The following is an 18421-nucleotide window of genomic DNA, read 5'->3' as shown; positions in this document are numbered from 1 at the left end:
GCAGGTGGGTGAATAATATCATTTATTGCGATGAAAAATATAAATAAAATGGATAATCAAACTAATCGAAATGACCTGTTGAACCGCTCGATATTTTATAAAAACTCAAAAAAATAATATCAAAATGCCCCTTACTCCTGATGATCATTGAGCTGAAAAGGCATTTGTTTTAGTCCAAATCGATGGACGTATTTATAAAATGCTACCAATTTGGACTTGTAGTTTTATCCTGAAAATTTAAGGTGGAAACAGGATGAAAATATAAAGGATCTATCTGAATGAAAACCCCGGTGCCCGATTATCTCCAGCATGTATTAACGGTCTGTCATGATAATGATCAGGGCGCTTTGGCTGACTATATCCCTGAACTGGCAGCGGTAGATCCAAACAAGTTCGCTTTGGCGCTGACCACGGTGGATGGCACGATTTATTCCACGGGAGATGATGAAACCGAATTTACCATGCAGTCGATGTCCAAGCCTTTTGCCTATGCCTTGGCATTGCAGCATTTGGGAATTCCAGCAGTACTGGAAAAGGTCGGCGTTGAACCTTCAGGAGAGGCTTTTAATCAGATTTCGCTAGATAAAGAAACCAATCTTCCTAAAAATCCAATGATTAACTCGGGTGCGATTACCACGCATTCTTTGATTCCGGTACAAAAAGGCATTTCACGTGCGGAATGCTTACGCCGTTTTTTAAGTGAGCTGGCAGGACGTCAACTGGAATTCGACAAGCAGGTGTATAAGTCGGAAGTCAAAACTGCATTCCGGAACCTGTCGATTGGCTATATGCTGCGTACTGTAGGTGTGCTTGATTCGGATCCTGTGGAAATCGTCAATGGATATATCAAGCAATGTGCGATTAAGGTGACGGTCAAAGATCTGGCAAATATCTGTAGTGTGCTCGCTAATGGTGGTGTTCAGGCCAAAACTGGCAAACAGTTGTTAGAGCGTGATGTAGTGCGCCAAGTGCTCAGCGTGATGATGACCTGTGGCATGTATGATGCGGCGGGTGACTGGCTGACTACGGTGGGCATTCCTGCCAAAAGTGGTGTGTCGGGTGGAATTATCGGGGTATTGCCTGGGCAGGTGGGAATTGTGGTTTTTTCTCCTAAAATTGATGAGCATGGGCATAGTGTACGTGGGGTAGATATTTTTGAGCGTTTGTCGCGTGACATGGGCTTGCATCTGATGGAAGGGACGCCATCGGCACAGACCATTTTGCAAAGTCGTTATACAGCAGGTAAGAACAATGACATTATCGTGTATGAGCTGCGCGGTGTATTGCAATTTACCGAATCGGAAATGTTGCTGCGGATCTTGCAGGATGAGCCAGACGCTAAAACACGTATAGTCATAGACCTGACTAATTTAACTTTGATTCATGATGTAGGTGGACGCATGTTATTTGAAGGCGTCAAACGTTTACAAGCGAATGGACACAAAGTGGTGGTCATTGACTCAGAAGGCGTATTGGGTGAGGAACAGGTGAAAGGCAATAAGCGGGTAGTGGTGACAGAAGAGTTAGAGCGCTATTTAGAGAAGTTTAGTTAAGCCATACTTATAGAGATGAGTATGCCTTTCATTATTTGTGCTTTTAAACTTGCTCAGTAAAGGAAATGAAAGATAAAAAAGCCCCAAACAGTGTCGAGGCTCTTTTTAAATATTGCAAAGCTTATTTAATATGCTCGGCAATGTCCGTAAAGATCACGCCTAAGCCGTGTGCGCCTGCGTCCGGATAGCTTAAGCTACGATCACCGACTGTACCAGCACGGCCCATACGCGCCACGATCTCTTTGGTGGATTCTGCACCTTTTACTGCGGCCTCTGCACCTAAGACAAAGTTTTCTTTAAACCTCTTGTCGGTATTGGCTGACCAAGAGTCTGCGCAAGGAACCAAAGCATCAATCAGGGTTTTGTCACCGACCACAGCACCACGACCAAATGAACGCTCACCTGTCACTTGAATACCTTTCACTGCTGCTTGCAGCATCTCGGCAAAATCTGCCACGCTTAGGATTTGTTTACCTTGAATGGCTTTGCTGGCTGAACGGAAAGCAGAACCCCAAATTGGCCCTGACGCACCGCCACAATGTTCCATAATAATCATGGAACTATTCAGCAGGAATTCATCCATGTGCTGCGCTTGAATCAGGCTTTGCCATTCGCGTTTCAGTTGTTTAAAGCCTTTGGCGACGCTCATACCAAAATCGCCGTCACCTGCATGGGCATCCAGCTCGCAGAATGGCACTTCGTTTTTGATGATGCAGGCCGCCATCACATCGACCACATAACGCATGTTTTCAATCGTGAATTGCTCGTTCTGAATTTCAGCATGTTCTGCTTGGGTTTCAACTTCGGTATTGGCGGTTTGTTTTGCTGCTGCATCTTGTGCTGCAAATTCAAATGGTAGTGCAGGTGAGCCATCAAGCTTTAAGGCAGGGGTATTGGCTTCCGCATCCAGATAGGTTTTCAGTTCATCATCCACAGCAAGTAATGAGACCGATGCACCATTCATGTCGATACTGGTCATGTAGTTGCCAACAAATGTACGGTAAATCTTGATGCCTTTACGTGCCAGATGTTCGCATACATCATTGTTAAATACATACAGTTCTTGCATTGGTGTTGAACCAAAGCCATTCACCAACAACGCAACTTCTTGCATGTCAGGACGGTCAAGAAATAAGTCATCGACCATACGTTGTGCCATTTCTTTCGATGGCAGGATTTTTTCACGACGAATGCCGGGTTCACCGTGGATGCCGACGCCGTATTCCATTTCATCATTCGCCAAGGTGAAGGTGGGTGTGCCTTTGGCAGGAACGGTACAAGAGGTAAAGGCAAAACCAAGGCTAATCACGTTATCTGCTGTTTTTTGAGCCAGCTCTTTCACGCGAGCAAGTTCATAACCTTTAGAGGCAGCAGCACCGGCAATTTTATGCACGAAGATGGTACCAGCAACACCACGACGACCAACCGTATAGAGGCTGTCTTTAACGGCAATATCATCCGCCACTTTTACATAATCGACTTTAATGCCATCTTCCTGAGCAAGTGCTGCACCATTCTGGAAATTCATCATATCGCCAGAATAGTTTTTGATGATCATCAAAACGCCTTTGTCTGTTGCCACATGTTGCAGGGCTTTGTAGACCTGAATTTGAGAAGGTGATGCAAACACGTCACCACATACAGCCGCGTCTAACATGCCTGTACCGATAAAGCCCGCATGTGCAGGTTCGTGACCACTACCACCGCCACTAATCAGTGCCACGTTATTGTGTTTTTGTTTACGTGAAATGATTTTATGCGATTCGGTAAATGTCAGTTCAGGGTGAGCAAGGACAAAGCCTTTGCACATTTCGACAACCAGATTTTCAGGGTTGTTGATGAGTTTTTTCATTGTTGCACCAATGGGTTAAATGGGAGAGGTAAATTTTTGTTAAGTATGCGGAATTGTGGCGGGTTTGTCTGACTAAAATATGTAAAAACGGGTGGGTTGGGGGAAGAATGGACAGTAGACTAACTTTGATCTATAAAATCTATATAAATGAATCTCCCTAAATCCCTCTTTGAGAAAGAGGGACTTCACGCGAATTTGATGATGGTTTTTGGATTCGTGTTGTTCCTCCCTTTGCAAAAGGGAGGTTAGGAGGGATTTATGAAAACAAATTAGTAGAATAAAAAATGAAACCCTACAATAAAAAATTAAAACAAGCTTCGCGGGATTTACGCAACAACATGACGGATGCTGAAAAGCTGTTATGGTCACGGCTGCGGAACAAGCAAATTTTAGGTTTGCAGTTTTATCGGCAAAAGCCAATTTTGAATTACATCGTAGATTTTTACTGTCCTGCTGCCAATTTTGTTATTGAGTGCGATGGCAGTCAGCACTTTACAAATGAAGGCTTAGAAGCGGATCGAGTCCGAGATGAAGCTTTGGCACATTTGAGTCTACGTGTTTTGAGATTTGATAATGGGCAGGTGATGGGGCAGTTGGATGATGTGGTGGAAGTGATTTATCAACGTTGTGTGAATGAGCTTTCAAACGAATCCCCCTAAATCCCCCTTTTGCAAAGGGGGACTTCCCTCGAATTTTATAGCAGTTATTGATTCATGTTGTCCCTCTCTCTTTAAAAGGCGGGGAGGGAGTGTTAAGAAATCAAAGTGATTTTAGTTTATAGTATGCTAATTTTTAATAAGAATATTTGGATTTATAAATGTTGATTTGTAAAAGTTGTATTGACAAAAAGTTACCACCTTATACATACAATAAAGAAAATTTTGAAATTCAGTTTTGTACAGAGTGTCAAAGCGAAACTGAGCATTTGGATTATGAAATCTTTAAAAATAAATTATTTCAGGTTATATCTACTAATTATAAATTTTTGAGGGATTTGCCAGATAGAGCAGGTTGGTTTTATGAAGCACATGATGAGGAGGGTGTGAGCAATTTTTATAATTTAATTGAATGGTTGGAGTTAAATGAGGAACTAACAGAAAAATTAGCTGAAGATGCAGATGATATATTTGGTGATGAGTTATTAGTACTTTATGATGATTCTTTAGAGGAATATGATGGTTGTCATAAAGAGCGTGAGTGGGAAAAAATCCAGAAAAGTTTTAAACATGAATTTAGGTTTTTTAATCCAAGACTAAAGGAATTCTTGGATCATACTTTTGAATACTTGCTAGATAATAATAAAATCCAACATTCACTTTTAAGCATTATTACACCGAATACCATTTTATATCGTGGAAGAAGTTTCGATAGTAGTAATGCATTATTGAAAGAAATTAATGAAAATAATCTGACATTTGAATTTGAAAAAGCAAATGAAGATATTGCAAAAAATATTCGAGATAAATTTGGATTAGTACCGTCATTCTTGGCTAGTGATCAAAGAATGACACCTTTTGGAATTTCAGCTCTTTATTTGTCTACAGATAAAATGGCATGTGTAGCTGAAATTAGAGCTTTGGTTGGGCAATATGTTGGTATTGCTCAATTTTCTAATAGAGTAGAACTACAATTATTAAATCTGAATAAATTAGCAAAGGGATTATATCCTCATCATTTAGATGAAAATTATTTGGAAAAATTGGATATCTATATTTTTTTTAAAAAATTAATAGCAAGTGTGTCTAAACCAAAGCTTGAAAGTGGAAAATTTGATTATTTAATAAGCCAATACTTTTTTGAATATCTAAGAGTTAAATTTGGTACTCAGATTCATGGAATTTATTTAAAGTCAGTACAATTACCTACTGCTGATAATATTATTCTATTTCCTGAAGTTACTAGTGAAGGAATCGATAGTTCTTTTTCAACAGGAAACAATAGAATTTATTTCTCATGGAATACAAATGCAATATATGGTCTAAGTATTTCACAAGTCAAATCAATAGTAATTACAACTGAAATTGAATATATATCTCATCCAAGAATGAGAGAATCAACAGACTGGATTTAATCCCTCTCAACCTCCCTTTAAAAAGGGAGGAGCTTTCACGTAATCAGTTTGATCCGTGAAATCCCCCTCTTTTTCAAAGAGGGGGTAGGGGAGATTAAAAGATTACAAACAAAAAATCCCCTCAATTGAGGGGATTTTTTATATTCGATACGAATGGACTCTTTCCCCTTTGAAAAAGGGGGGCGAGGGGGATTACACCACAGAATCATCCAAATTCGGTGCCAACCAACGTTTCGCTTCATCCAACATCCAACCTTTACGCTTCGCATAATCTTCCAACTGATCGCCAGAGATTTTACCCACGTTAAAGTATTCAGTTTCAGGGTTTGCATAATAGAAACCGCTGACTGATGAAGGTGGCCACATTGCAAAACTTGTCGTTAAGTACGTACCAATTTTGTCGGTCGTACCTAACCAGTCAAACAATGGCGCTTTTTCCGAATGCTCAGGACAAGCAGGGTAGCCCGGTGCAGGACGAATACCGACATACTTCTCTTTGATCAAATCATCATTTGATAAAACTTCATCTGCTTGGTAGCCCCAGAACTCTTTACGAATACGCTCGTGTAAGTGCTCTGCAAATGCTTCGGCAAAACGGTCACCCAAGGCCTGAACCATAATTGCGTTATAGTCATCGCCTTTGGCTTTGTATTCTTGAGATAATTCTTCCGCACCAAAGATCGACACGGCAAAGCCACCCAAGTAATCCTGAGCTACATCTTTTGGCGCAATAAAGTCAGCCAGAGAGTAGTTTGCTTTGCCAGTGACTTTGTCAGATTGCTGACGTAAGTGCTCGAAGTTGTGTGTCACCTTACCTGATTCATCAGCAACCGCAACTGTATCTGCGGCTACACGGTTTGCAGGGTAAATGCTGAACGTTGCACGCGCATCAAAGCGTTTATTCTCGATGATGTCTTTCAGCATTGCTTGAGCTTGTTCATACAAGTCACGTGCAGCTTCACCCACCACTTCATCTTCAAGGATTTTCGGGAATTTACCTGCCAGGCTCCATGAAATAAAGAACGGCGTCCAGTCAAAATATTCCACCAAAGTTTCAAGCGGATAATTTGTGAAAGTTTCAGATCCGATGAAGTTTGGTTTAACCGGTGCATTCTTGTCGAAGTCGATCTTGAAGCCGTTTTCAACTGACTCTTGATAAGACAATTTCGCCGCTTTCGGTTGCTTGTTAGCAAGACGGGTACGAATTTTTTCATAATCCGCGGCATAGTCTGCTGCCAGTTTTGGTTTCATCTCGGCAGAAAGTAATTGCGTTGTAACACCCACCGCACGAGAAGCATCAGCCGTGTAGTACACGCCATCATTATGATATTGCGGTGAGATTTTCACTGCGGTATGTGCTTTAGAAGTCGTCGCACCACCAATCATTAATGGAATGTTAAAGCCTTTTCGCTGCATTTCTTTGGCAACAAACACCATTTCATCTAATGACGGCGTGATTAGACCAGACAAACCGATGATATCAACTTTTTCATCAATCGCAGTTTGCAGAATCTTCTCGCATGGCACCATCACGCCCAGATCCACGATGTCATAACCATTACAGCCTAATACCACACCCACGATATTTTTGCCGATATCGTGTACGTCGCCTTTCACCGTAGCCAGCAGGATTTTACCTTTTGCTTCGGCTTGAGTTTTCTCGGCTTCAATGAACGGGTTCAACCACGCCACAGCCTGTTTCATCACGCGTGCAGATTTCACTACTTGCGGTAAGAACATTTTACCGGCACCGAACAGATCTCCGACCACGTTCATACCCGCCATCAAAGGACCTTCGATCACATCGAGTGGGCGTGTAGAGTTTAAACGTGCTTCTTCAGTATCTTGATCAATATAAGTGGTGATGCCTTTTACCAATGCATATTCTAGACGTTTTTCAACAGACTCATTACGCCACTCAAGATTTTCTTCGGCTTTTTGCGTACCACTTTGACCACGGTATTTTTCCGCAACAGCAAGCAGTTTTTCGGTCGCTTCCTGACCACTTTCACCCTGGTTCTGGTTTAGAACAACATCTTCAACGGCTTCTTTCAACTCTTTATCGATGTCATCGTAAATTGCCATCTGACCGGCATTTACAATCCCCATGGTCATGCCTTGCTGAATGGCATGATACAGGAACACCGAGTGAATTGCTTCACGTACCGGTTCGTTACCACGGAATGAGAACGATACGTTCGATACACCACCAGAAATCATCGCATTTGGCAGGTTCTGTTTAATCCAGCCAGTCGCTTCAATAAAGTCCACACCATAGTTGTTGTGTTCTTCAATACCGGTCGCAATCGCAAAGACGTTCGGGTCAAAGATAATATCTTCAGACGGGAAGCCCACTTCATTGACTAAAACGTCATAAGAACGCTTACAGATTTCTTTTTTGCGCGCAGCAGTATCGGCCTGACCATCTTCATCAAATGCCATTACGATGACCGCTGCACCATATTGACGACAGAGGCGGGCACGTTCGACAAATTCGTCATGACCTTCTTTTAAGGAAATTGAGTTCACCACGGCTTTACCTTGCACGCATTTCAGGCCCGCTTCGATAATCTCCCATTTAGAAGAATCCAGCATGATGGGTACGCGTGAAATATCCGGCTCAGAAGCAATCAGATTCAGGAAATGCACCATCGCACCTTGCGAATCGAGCATGCCTTCATCCATGTTGATGTCGATGATCTGTGCACCAGCTTCAACCTGTTGACGGGCAACATCAAGCGCTTCGGCGAAGTTTTCTTCACGAATCAGACGCAGGAATTTTTTCGAACCGGTGACGTTGGTACGTTCACCGACGTTCACGAACAGTGAATCTTTGGTGATGTTAAATGGCTCTAAACCGCTTAAACGACAAGCCGGTTCAATTTCAGGAATTTGACGAGGGGTAATGCCTGCAACAGCATTTGCAATCGCACGGATATGATCCGGCGTAGTGCCACAGCAACCACCGGTAATATTAATTAAGCCACTTTCAGCAAATTCTTTAATGAAGGCCGCAGTTTCTTCCGGCGTTTCATCATAACCACCGAAGGCATTTGGCAAGCCAGCGTTTGGATGCGCTGAAACAAAGGTATCGGCAACGTCAGACACGGTTTTCACGTGTGGACGCATCGCATCTGCACCTAGGGCACAGTTAAAGCCGATAGATAACGGCTCTGCATGACGCATGGAGTTCCAGAAGGCTTCAGCGGTTTGACCGGTTAAAGTACGACCTGATGCATCAGTAATCGTACCTGAAATCATGATTGGCAGTTCATAGCCTAATTCTTTAAAGACTTCTTTTACTGCAAAGATGGCAGCTTTGGCATTTAAAGTATCGAACACAGTTTCGATCAGGATGATGTCTGCACCACCTTCGATCAAGGCCTTGGTCGATTCAATATAGTCAACTTTGAGTGCATCAAAAGTGATGTTACGGAACGCCGGATCATTCACGTTTGGAGAAATAGAAGTGGTACGCGATGTCGGACCAATCACACCGGCTACAAAGCGTGGTTTTTCAGGCGTTGAATATTTGGCACAGGCTTCTTTGGCCAGACGCGCAGCTTCACGGTTAATTTCAGGAACCAGATCTTCCATGTGGTAATCCGACATTGAAACGCGGGTACCGTTAAAGGTGTTGGTTTCAATAATGTCGGCGCCAGCTTCTAAGTAAGCTTCATGAATACCTTGGATGATCTGTGGCTGAGTCAGTACCAGCAAATCATTATTGCCTTTGAGATCATAGGCCCAGTCAGCAAAACGCTCACCACGATAATCGGCTTCTTCCAGTTTATGGCGCTGGATCATGGTACCCATCGCACCATCGATAATTAAAATTCTTTTGGCAAGAAGTTCTTTTAAAGTGGTAAGTGTAGACATTCAAACTTTCTCAGCAGAAATCAAAAAAAACGACGCTAATCTTAGCAGATTAGTTGGCTGATTTCTGCTGAGATTGCTCAGAATGATGGATAAGCATGATATGAAAATTTGATAAGTCATCTAGAAAAACAACAAGTTTTAACATCCGGATCAGAAAATATTGCAATCTCACATCTGATTCGATGCCTTTCAGGCAGTAAACAAAATCAAAAAATTAAGCTGATGCTTTCATTCATGAAATTGTCATATTGATGGCTTATGCTGTGCAAATGAAACTTTTGCTCAGCTTGATGACAGGCAGGGTTTGAATCGTTTTGGTAGCAAAATATGTGCGGTTGCTAAGCTTAAATAAGCTGGAATCTTATCTTAAGTAATTGATTTATAAAATCAAAATCTAGTGTTTTAGTCGGAATTAAACAGGACGAATAGCAGCAAGAAAATCCAAATAATTGCTTCATATGACAGCAGTTTGTCATATAATTGTCACAATTTAACTGAACAATATGGGGATTCTTGAATCCTCTATTCCTGCTTGCATGAATCCTAATCAAACTCCCGTAGATTCAGCACACGGGTCGGCTTCCCAAAAGTCGACCAATGTTCATGTGCCAACACCGAAATTCTTTATGCCGGTGTTCCTGACTCTTATTATCACTACGCTGATTTATATCGGCTTCCAGTTGTCTGCAGATTTAGCGCATGTACCGGCCTTGGGCTTGTATTCAGTTATTTTGTTAGCGACGGCACTTTTTATTGCGTTGAGCTTTGAGTTCGTCAATGGCTTTCACGATACCGCCAATGCTGTGGCCACAGTCATTTATACCAATGCACTTTCAGCTCCTGTCGCAGTGATGTGGGCCGGCTTCTGTAACTTCCTTGGGGTTATGGTCGCCAGTGGTGCGGTCGCTTACGGCATTATTGCGTTATTGCCAGTCGAGCTGATCATGAATGTCGGCTCCGGAGCAGGTTTTGCCATGGTTTTTGCCATGCTGATCGCGGCAATTCTCTGGAATCTGGGAACCTGGTTCCTCGGTATTCCGGCATCCAGTTCACATACCCTGATCGGTTCGATTCTGGGTGTGGGCATCATGAACTATATTCTGAATGCCGGTACTGGCGCTTCAGGTATAGACATGGAGCAGGTGATGAAAGTCGGTAAGGCGCTGTTATTCTCGCCTTTAATCGGTTTTGCATTTGCTGCGATTGTGTTCCTGCTGGTGAAAAAAATCTTCAAGCGTCAACTGGAATTGTTCCAGCCACCTGAAGGTAACAAGCCACCGCCACCATTGATTCGTGCCATGCTGATCTTTACCTGTACTGGGGTGAGCTTTGCCCATGGTTCAAATGACGGTCAAAAAGGTATGGGCCTGATCATGCTGATCCTGATCGGCTGTGTACCTTTAGCGTACTCGCTGAACAAGAATCTGGATGCACAACATATTCAGTCTTTTGGTCAGTTATCTGCACAAACAGCGGATGTGATCTATCCAAATCATCAGGACATTCCGGATGAACAAGCCCGTGATGTGATCACCAAGTACATTCAGACCAAGGAAATTACCCCTGAAGTCGTGCCTGCATTGGCAAGCTTGACGGATCATCTGGGTGAAAAAGTTGGTAGCTATACCAGCATTAAGGATGTTCCTGAAGCTCAAGTATCTGAATTCCGTAATGACATGTACCTGAGCACTACAGCATTTAAACGTCTGGATAAAGCAGAAGCTTTACCGGCAATGAGTGCTGCACAGGAAAAAACAGTAGATGAATACCGCGACAATCTGGATTCATTCCTGCAATACATTCCGACCTGGGTGAAAGTGGCGACAGCCTTGGCACTTGGTCTGGGTACGATGGTCGGCTGGAAGCGTATTGTCGTGACGGTTGGTGAGCGTATTGGTAAACAGCATATGACTTATGGTCAGGGTATGTCTGCCGAACTTGTGGCAATGTCAACTATTGCAGCGGCAGATGGCTTTGGTATGCCGGTATCAACCACCCATGTATTGAACTCTGCAGTAGCAGGTACCATGGTGGCGAACAAGTCAGGTCTGAACTTCCAGATGGTGAAAACTATTCTGTCTGCCTGGATCTTTACTTTACCAGCAACGATCTGTCTGTCAGGTGGTTTGTACTGGGTGCTGTTAAAAGTGTTCTAAGTTATTTAGACAAAAAAAGCTGCTCTAGAGCAGCTTTTTTTATGGGTGGAAGAAAAATTAAGGATGTAAAAGAGGAATCTAAATTACGATTAAGGCGACAGGGATGTCGCCGTTAGGCTGTGATATAGGGACATATCATCAGCTTAACAAAAGATTTTTGTTACTTTTGATCTTTCAAAAGTAAAGAAAAAAAGAAGCTATAAAATAGATCAACTTAAATCTGCCCAAAGCACATTCATAAGAATTTGAATGATTGAAAGCCTAAATTAACCTCTCCCTAACCCTCTCCTAGAAGGAGAGGGAACGCCCATTTTCAATTAAAGTTCTCTCTGCTTTAGGGATGAGCAGCACTGCTACGCAACGAGGGGAGAACTTTAAAAATAACGATTACCTTTCTTATGGAAAAATTGGATGAAGATAATAAAAAAATTACTTCTTCAACTTACTCAATAATCCTTTTGGCAACTTCTCTGTCGCAAAACCATATAAGGCAGCAAAAGGCAGTGCAGTACGCGCCAGATAGGCGACTCGCCACAAACCGCCATGATTCGCACCATGCATCATCAATTCAAGCGGATGGTTTAGCTTCACTTCAGGATTGGCCACCGATTCTGGGTTGCGCAGATCATGAATCCATAGTGCCGCCATAATCGCATTGGTGGTTTCAGGCGCGAAAGCTTCAACATCAAACAGGCTGGCACCGTTAAATGCGGCTTTTAATAGCGGATTCTTGGTCACGGAATAGGTGGTCGTCGAAGGCGCAATATTGATACTGACCCGTTGGCCTTGAGCGCGAGCCAAGGTGGCACGCCATTGCTGGATACGTTTTGCCAGCGCATAGTTCGGGCCTTGTTCAACCACCAGACAGTCACAAATACCATACGCCTGATCACCAGACTGAATCAGTTCATGCGCATTTTTCTGGAAAAAATGTTTGCGGCTTAAAGTGGAAACACCTTTGGAGATGATTGCCTGTGCCTTGGAGCGTTCAGTATATTTTACTTTTGACGCTTCAATCACTTCACTCGGAACCGCATAAACATCGGTCGGCGTACACATGTACATCAGGCTGGTATTAGCTTTTTGCTGGCTGACATGCTGCATGATGGCATCCATCGCCATGGAGACCCGAACATGTTTTTCACCATCCAGATAGGCAATTGCAGCCAGATCCAGATCCTGCTCGAACTGTAATAACCATTTGGCAATTTCAGGAATCTGGGTCAGCAAATTCGCCCCCAGTTTTTCTTTTAAAATATCAAGTGAAGTATCAGCAGGCAGGTCTTCAGTACATGGCGCATACAGCGTGGCATTGCCTTGGTTGATGGTATCAACAATCTTGCCCCATACACGGGTATTCGGCAGATCAATCGCTACAATATTGGCTTTCCATTTCGCCAGCCAGGTCAGAGGACCGGCTTCAGATGCTGCACCAAACAGCACCGCCGTCCGATCTGACAAGTCAAACCATTCAGGATGTACCACACATTCACGCAGGGCATTGGCATGACTGGTTTCCACGATGCCTTGGCTTTCCCAGCGCTCAATCTGCTCCAATAAGGCATCACCTTGCAGCTTTTGACCGTGGTAAGGCACATACCATTCTGGTGCCGATTTGCTATTACCTGTCAGCTTGAAGGTATGCAACTGACCCGCGGGCAGAGTTAAAGCATCTTGTAATACATACTTTTGACCATCACGGTAAAATTCAAAAGTCTGATGTGCTTTTGCCAATCCATCTTCGGCAATTTTCAAGCTGGATTCAGGGGAACTTAATCCTTGCTCGACCAGCTGCTTAAAATGTACTGTGTAGTGTTTGCGCCAGTTTTTTTCTGATTGTGCCTGTTGAGAACTGCGTGAATCGACATTGGCTAAGGCTGCTGCGATGATCGCGCGTCCTGCTTTGGAGCTACTTGGTTTTTGTTGCGGAGACTGAAGAGGAAATTGAAGACCGTCTGGTGTAATGGACATGCAAAATATCTCGAGAATGACAGTAATTAATATACAGATGTATACATTATCGCTGCAAAATTCAGTCCAAGATTGGCATTAAGTGACATCATCACTTTCTAATATATTACGAGATGTTTCAAACGAATAAGAGAGCAGTAGCTCTCTTATCCATTTTCAGCAGAAATATGAGGCTTAACTCATATGTAGCTTTATTCCTTCAATATTTAAAAAACCTGATTAAAACGGAACCTGCATCAGTTTATTCAGGAAATGCGGAATCAGGCGTGGCTCCAGAATAATCGTCATGACCACCCCGTAAGCCGCTCCCCATAAATGCGCGCTATGATTAATGTTGCTATTGCCTTTTTTGCCTGACCAAATGCTATAGGCTATATACAGCACAGCAAAAATAATGGCAGGAACCGGAATGAAGAACACAAAGATCAACTTCCAAGGTTCAAACAGAATATAGGCAAACAGTACAGCCGAGACTGCACCGGAAGCGCCGAGACTGGCCCAGCGCGCATCATTTTTATGCTTCAGGTAACTTGGCAGAATCGCTGCGATCAGACCACCGAGGTAAAACAGGATAAAACCCAGGTCATACAGATATTGACGATAAAAGCTTTCAATCACGCTGCCGAAGAAGAACAGGGTAATCATGTTAAACAAGAGATGAGCTCCATCCGCATGGATAAAGCCATGCGTAATAAAGCGGTCATATTGTCCACGTTGCAGTGCCGGTGGCCAGAAAATCAGGCGATTCATCACCGTCTCTTTGGAGAAAGCAATAAATGACACAATACAGGTGATCAGAATAATGGTCACGGTATGATTAAAAGGTAAATCAAGCATATAAATGATTCTAAGGGTGCCTATTTGCCAATTATCATGCCATTAAAATTGAGCTAAAGTTGTACTTTTATAATAAATCCGACAATTTTAGTTGATTTTTAAAAATTACCCCGCATCTTCAGTTAAAATGGCCGCTTGAGCTTGAGGAAATTATTGTTATGTCGACTGAGAACAGCAGCACTCCAGTTGTTGGTGAAATTCCCAACTTATTGATTACACCAACAGCACAAGAGTATTTAAAGGATCTACTGGATAAACAGAACACCCCGGGTATTGGTGTGCGTGTTTTTGTAGAGCATCCGGGTACTCCTCGCGCTGAATGTTGCATGGCCTATAGTGCACCTGATGAAGTTGTACCGACGGATTATAAGCAGGAATATCCTGATTTCCCTGCTTTTATCGACTCGCCATCTATTCCGTATTTACTCGATGCCGTGATTGACTACAACAAAGACCGTTTTGGTGGTCAGTTGACTTTCCGTGCACCGAATTCCAAAGTGCCACGCGTGGGTCCAGATGCATCGGTAGAAGAGCGTATTACCTATGTATTGCAGTCTGAAATTAACCCGGGCCTGGCAGGTCATGGCGGTAACTGTGCACTGGTTGAAGTCAAAGAAGACCCTGAAAAAGGTTTAACCGCTGTACTTAAATTTGGTGGTGGTTGCCAGGGCTGTTCAGCGATTGATATCACTTTGAAACAAGGTGTAGAAACAACGCTAAAACAGCATATTCCTGAATTGATGAATGTCGTTGATGAAACGGATCATAGTCAGTCTGAAGGTGCGTATATGAAATAAGCTGTTCTATATAACAGTTCATTTATCGCATATAAAAAAAACCTCGAACTTTCGAGGTTTTTTTATATCTGGCTTAAAATTTAGTAAATATTAATGATAATAATTATCAATAGCAATTGAATTTGAGTAGAAAGCTGTTACACTTCGCAACCGAATAAACATGATTTCTTCATAAATATTGGGGCGCGCAAGGTATGAATAAGCCATTCTTAAAAACCACTTTGGCATTTGCTGTAACTTCACTCATGACGGGTAATGCATTTGCAGTCGAAGCTGTTGTTCCACAGGCGGAAGCGACTAAACTGCAAACGATTGTGGTGACCGCAACAGGTTATGAGCAAGATTTGGCTAAAGCACCTGCTTCCATTACTGTGATTGATCGTGGAGAATTGGATAAACGTGAATATAACGACATTACTGATGTGCTGCGTAATACGCCTGGGGTCGTGGTTTCGGGTTCGGGTTCTGCACAGACCATCAGTATTCGAGGCATGAGTTCAAACTACACCTTGTTTCTGGTCGATGGTAAGCGTCAATATGGCAAGGATGTGAACCCGAATGGGGATGATGGCGGTTTTGAGAAAAATATTCTGCCACCACTTGCCGCCATCGAACGTATTGAAATTATTCGTGGTCCAGCTTCTACACTCTATGGTACGGATGCTATGGGCGGGGTAGTCAATATCATTACCAAAAAAGTGTCGGATGAATGGTCTGGTCATGTCGAATTAGGAACCACAATTCAGGATAGTAGCCGTTCAGGTGATATTAAAAATGGTTCTGCATATCTTTCGGGTCCTTTAATTGCAGACAAGCTGGGCTTGCAGCTGGCAGTCAATAAGCAGGAACGTAATGAAGATCATTATGTTGGCGGCTTCCGTGGGACAGAACGTGAAAGCTTAAATTCACGTCTGACCTATGCCATTAATGATGATCATGATGTACAAGTTGAAGCTAATTTCGTGCAGCAGGAATCAACTACGTCTGTAGGGGAAACGGTAGCACCTGCTCAAGGTGCTGCAGATTCATTCTCGCGTAATTATCGTAATGTTTATTCCTTAACCCATAATGGCCGTTATAGCGATAACTTAGACAGTTCATCTTATATTCAATATGAAAATTCAAAAAATCCAGATCGTGGCAATACGGAACTCGGCACCAAAGGGATTACCCTGGATACTTGGACAGCGAACAGTCAATGGAACTTAGCCTTAGGTGATCATACGCTGTCATTCGGGGGATATCTTAAAGATGAAAAACTGGTCGATAAAGCGACTAACCGGAATCCTAATGCACCTGAATTTAGTGAATTAACACGTTGGTCTGCTGCCGCTTTCCTTGAAGACACCTGGAGTATTACGGATCGTTTCGACTTAACCGCCGGCTTACGTTATGATCATGATGAAAACTATAGTGGCCATTTATCGCCACGACTGTATGGGGTGTACGCGGTAAATGATAACTTTGTAGTAAAAGGTGGTGTGGCTACAGGTTATAAACAGCCTGATATTCGTGCAGCCACAGAAGGTTTCTATAGCGTCACGGGTGGCGGTGGTTCACCCTTAGCAACAGGCCGTGGCATTATTCGTGCCAATCCGGACTTGGAGCCTGAATCAAGCGTATCCACTGAATTAGGTTTCAACTGGAAAAATGATTATATCAATACATCGCTGACTGGCTTTATCACTAAATATGAAGATCGTATTACGGAAGTTCGTGCCTGTGAAACCGATACTGATGGCACCACAACAAACCGTAATAACTGGAAGAATTGGAAATGTTTCGAAGGGGATATTCCATTCTACTTTATTAGTGAACGGATTAATGTGGATGAAGCAGAAATTCGCGGTATAGAAGCAACCGTAGAAGCCAGTCTGAATGACTACACAACATTGACTGCAAACTATACCTATACCGATTCAGAGTTTAGATCGGGTGCTTTTAAAGGTCAGCCGCTGAACCAGATGCCGGAACACATGTTTAATATTGGTGTGGATTATGAGCTAAATGATGCACTCAATGTATGGAGCCGCTTGCACCATCGTTCTGAAACCTCTGCTTACTTGAGCCGTACATCTATGGCTCAGCCAAACCCAGGTTACCAATTTGTAGATGTCGGCTTTAACTATAAATTCAGTCCGAATCTAACAGGTAAATTTGGTGTCTATAACCTAGTGGATGAAAAAGCTGAAGATATTGATGGTGATCAACTATTGGATGGTCGTCGTTACGGTATCAGTCTGAATGCAAAATTCTAAGCAAATGAAAATATAAAAAGCCGCTATAAAGCGGCTTTTTATTTAAATCTTAAGAATTTTCAAAGTATCTGCATGGTAATAAAATTGTGCCAGATATTTGCGCGCACGTTCACGTAAATGGCCTTGAGAAACCATCTGCTGGATTACCGGACTGAGCAGTTGCTGCAATTCATTCTGAATTAGCGCTTCATCAATATTCAGATCACGTAATAACTGATCAAAGGTATGTTCCTGATTGCGGACATACCAGGTATGAATTCCGTCATGCACTTGCTGCTGCAGATAGTCTGTCTGACGTATATGATCCCAGATATCATGACCTAAGCCGATCGTCTGATTCAGGTCCTGCAGCTCAATATAATTCTTCAAGACCGATACTGGCATGTCTTTGATTTTATGCCAGAGATTGGCCTGAAAATGATAGAGTTTTTCATCGTCAAAATGCTGGTTCAGCACATGCTCACTCATCTGGCTGAGCTTTAGAATGTTCTTTTGCAGATAACGTGCAATGGTGCTATCGAGGTTGGTATCGGTAACATTTTCCAGTACCGATTTGCCCATTTTCATAAAGCGGGAAACCCCGGGTACGCTTTTGGCAATCATGGAGTTATCCAGATAATCCTGAATGGAATGCTGGATCAATTGGGTAATCATGGCGGAAAATGCCGGATTATTCACTATGGTTTTAATCAGACGCTGCCGATGGCCACTTTTACTGGCCACATACTGGGCGATTTTGTCTACGGTCAGTACTGGAATCAGATCGGCAATCGTGGTGGAATCATTGGCCGGATGCACCAGGGCAAAACGGATATGCTCGGCAATCTGTTCAATCAGAAAGCTGCTGGCGGCAGTACCCAGAATCTGTTTTTGTAAAAGCTGGTTGATCAGTTCACAACTCCACAGCTCTTTTAGCGTCTGTTTACGTAGCCACAAATAAAATGCATGAAACTCGCTTTGAATCGTTTCAGATTGAGAAAATGCCTGATCGAGAAAATCAAGTTGAGCATCGATCAACTGCTCAATCATCGGGTGTTTCTGCATAGC

At 42.9% G+C, this 18421-nt stretch carries 11 protein-coding genes; 6 read left to right on the top strand and 5 right to left on the bottom strand.

Going from position 1 to position 18421, the window contains the following annotated elements:
• The first annotated feature begins 278 nt into the window (after positions 1 to 278).
• Complete coding sequence (locus tag AC13CK_RS10895; RefSeq protein ID WP_482831194.1) at positions 279 to 1553, top strand: glutaminase; 1275 nt, start codon at positions 279 to 281, stop codon at positions 1551 to 1553.
• Between the two features lie 121 nt (positions 1554 to 1674).
• On the opposite strand, the gene dhaK is transcribed toward AC13CK_RS10895, so the two are convergent.
• Entirely contained in the window at positions 1675 to 3405 is a 1731-nt protein-coding gene (gene dhaK / locus AC13CK_RS10890; protein WP_425879683.1) for a dihydroxyacetone kinase subunit DhaK, read from the bottom strand.
• Between the two features lie 284 nt (positions 3406 to 3689).
• Between dhaK and AC13CK_RS10885 the strand changes: the two genes are divergently transcribed.
• Together AC13CK_RS10885 and AC13CK_RS10880 are read left to right on the top strand one after the other, a co-directional pair.
• Positions 3690 to 4064: an endonuclease domain-containing protein gene (locus AC13CK_RS10885; protein WP_425879685.1), complete on the top strand. Its 375-nt coding sequence runs from the start codon at positions 3690 to 3692 to the stop codon at positions 4062 to 4064.
• A 158-nt stretch (positions 4065 to 4222) separates the two neighbouring features.
• Positions 4223 to 5476, top strand: a complete 1254-nt coding sequence (locus tag AC13CK_RS10880) for an RES domain-containing protein (RefSeq protein WP_370981897.1) — start codon at positions 4223 to 4225, stop codon at positions 5474 to 5476.
• Positions 5477 to 5668: 192 nt separating this feature from the next.
• Here the strand turns inward: AC13CK_RS10880 and metH are convergent, their stop codons facing one another.
• Positions 5669 to 9355 (bottom strand): methionine synthase, encoded by a 3687-nt coding sequence (gene metH / locus AC13CK_RS10875; RefSeq protein WP_425879688.1) that lies wholly within the window; start codon positions 9353 to 9355, stop codon positions 5669 to 5671.
• A gap of 536 nt (positions 9356 to 9891) precedes the next feature.
• Here metH and AC13CK_RS10870 point away from each other — a divergent pair.
• Complete coding sequence (locus AC13CK_RS10870) at positions 9892 to 11511, top strand: inorganic phosphate transporter (RefSeq protein ID WP_044111639.1); 1620 nt, start codon at positions 9892 to 9894, stop codon at positions 11509 to 11511.
• A 429-nt stretch (positions 11512 to 11940) separates the two neighbouring features.
• Here the strand turns inward: AC13CK_RS10870 and AC13CK_RS10865 are convergent, their stop codons facing one another.
• Positions 11941 to 13482, bottom strand: a complete 1542-nt coding sequence (locus AC13CK_RS10865) for a hypothetical protein (RefSeq protein WP_409653376.1) — start codon at positions 13480 to 13482, stop codon at positions 11941 to 11943.
• Between the two features lie 219 nt (positions 13483 to 13701).
• Positions 13702 to 14319 carry a rhomboid family intramembrane serine protease gene (locus AC13CK_RS10860; RefSeq protein WP_409653374.1) on the bottom strand — a complete coding sequence of 206 codons (618 nt, stop codon included), beginning with the start codon at positions 14317 to 14319 and terminating at the stop codon, positions 13702 to 13704.
• 158 nt (positions 14320 to 14477) lie between these two features.
• On the opposite strand from AC13CK_RS10860, the gene nfuA reads away from it, so the two are divergent.
• Entirely contained in the window at positions 14478 to 15116 is a 639-nt protein-coding gene (gene nfuA, locus AC13CK_RS10855) for a Fe-S biogenesis protein NfuA (protein ID WP_044111637.1), read from the top strand.
• A 194-nt stretch (positions 15117 to 15310) separates the two neighbouring features.
• Positions 15311 to 17374, top strand: coding sequence for a TonB-dependent receptor domain-containing protein (locus AC13CK_RS10850; RefSeq protein ID WP_409653372.1), 2064 nt, complete (start codon positions 15311 to 15313; stop codon positions 17372 to 17374).
• 42 nt (positions 17375 to 17416) lie between these two features.
• Here AC13CK_RS10850 and AC13CK_RS10845 read toward each other — a convergent pair whose 3' ends face one another.
• Positions 17417 to 18418, bottom strand: coding sequence for a hypothetical protein (locus tag AC13CK_RS10845; RefSeq protein WP_425879692.1), 1002 nt, complete (start codon positions 18416 to 18418; stop codon positions 17417 to 17419).
• Positions 18419 to 18421: the final 3 nt, after the last annotated feature.

It is taken from the genome of Acinetobacter sp. L-24, assembly GCF_056857555.1.
Note: the sequence above shows the minus strand (reverse complement) of the source record. Positions and strands in the feature narration are given on the sequence as shown.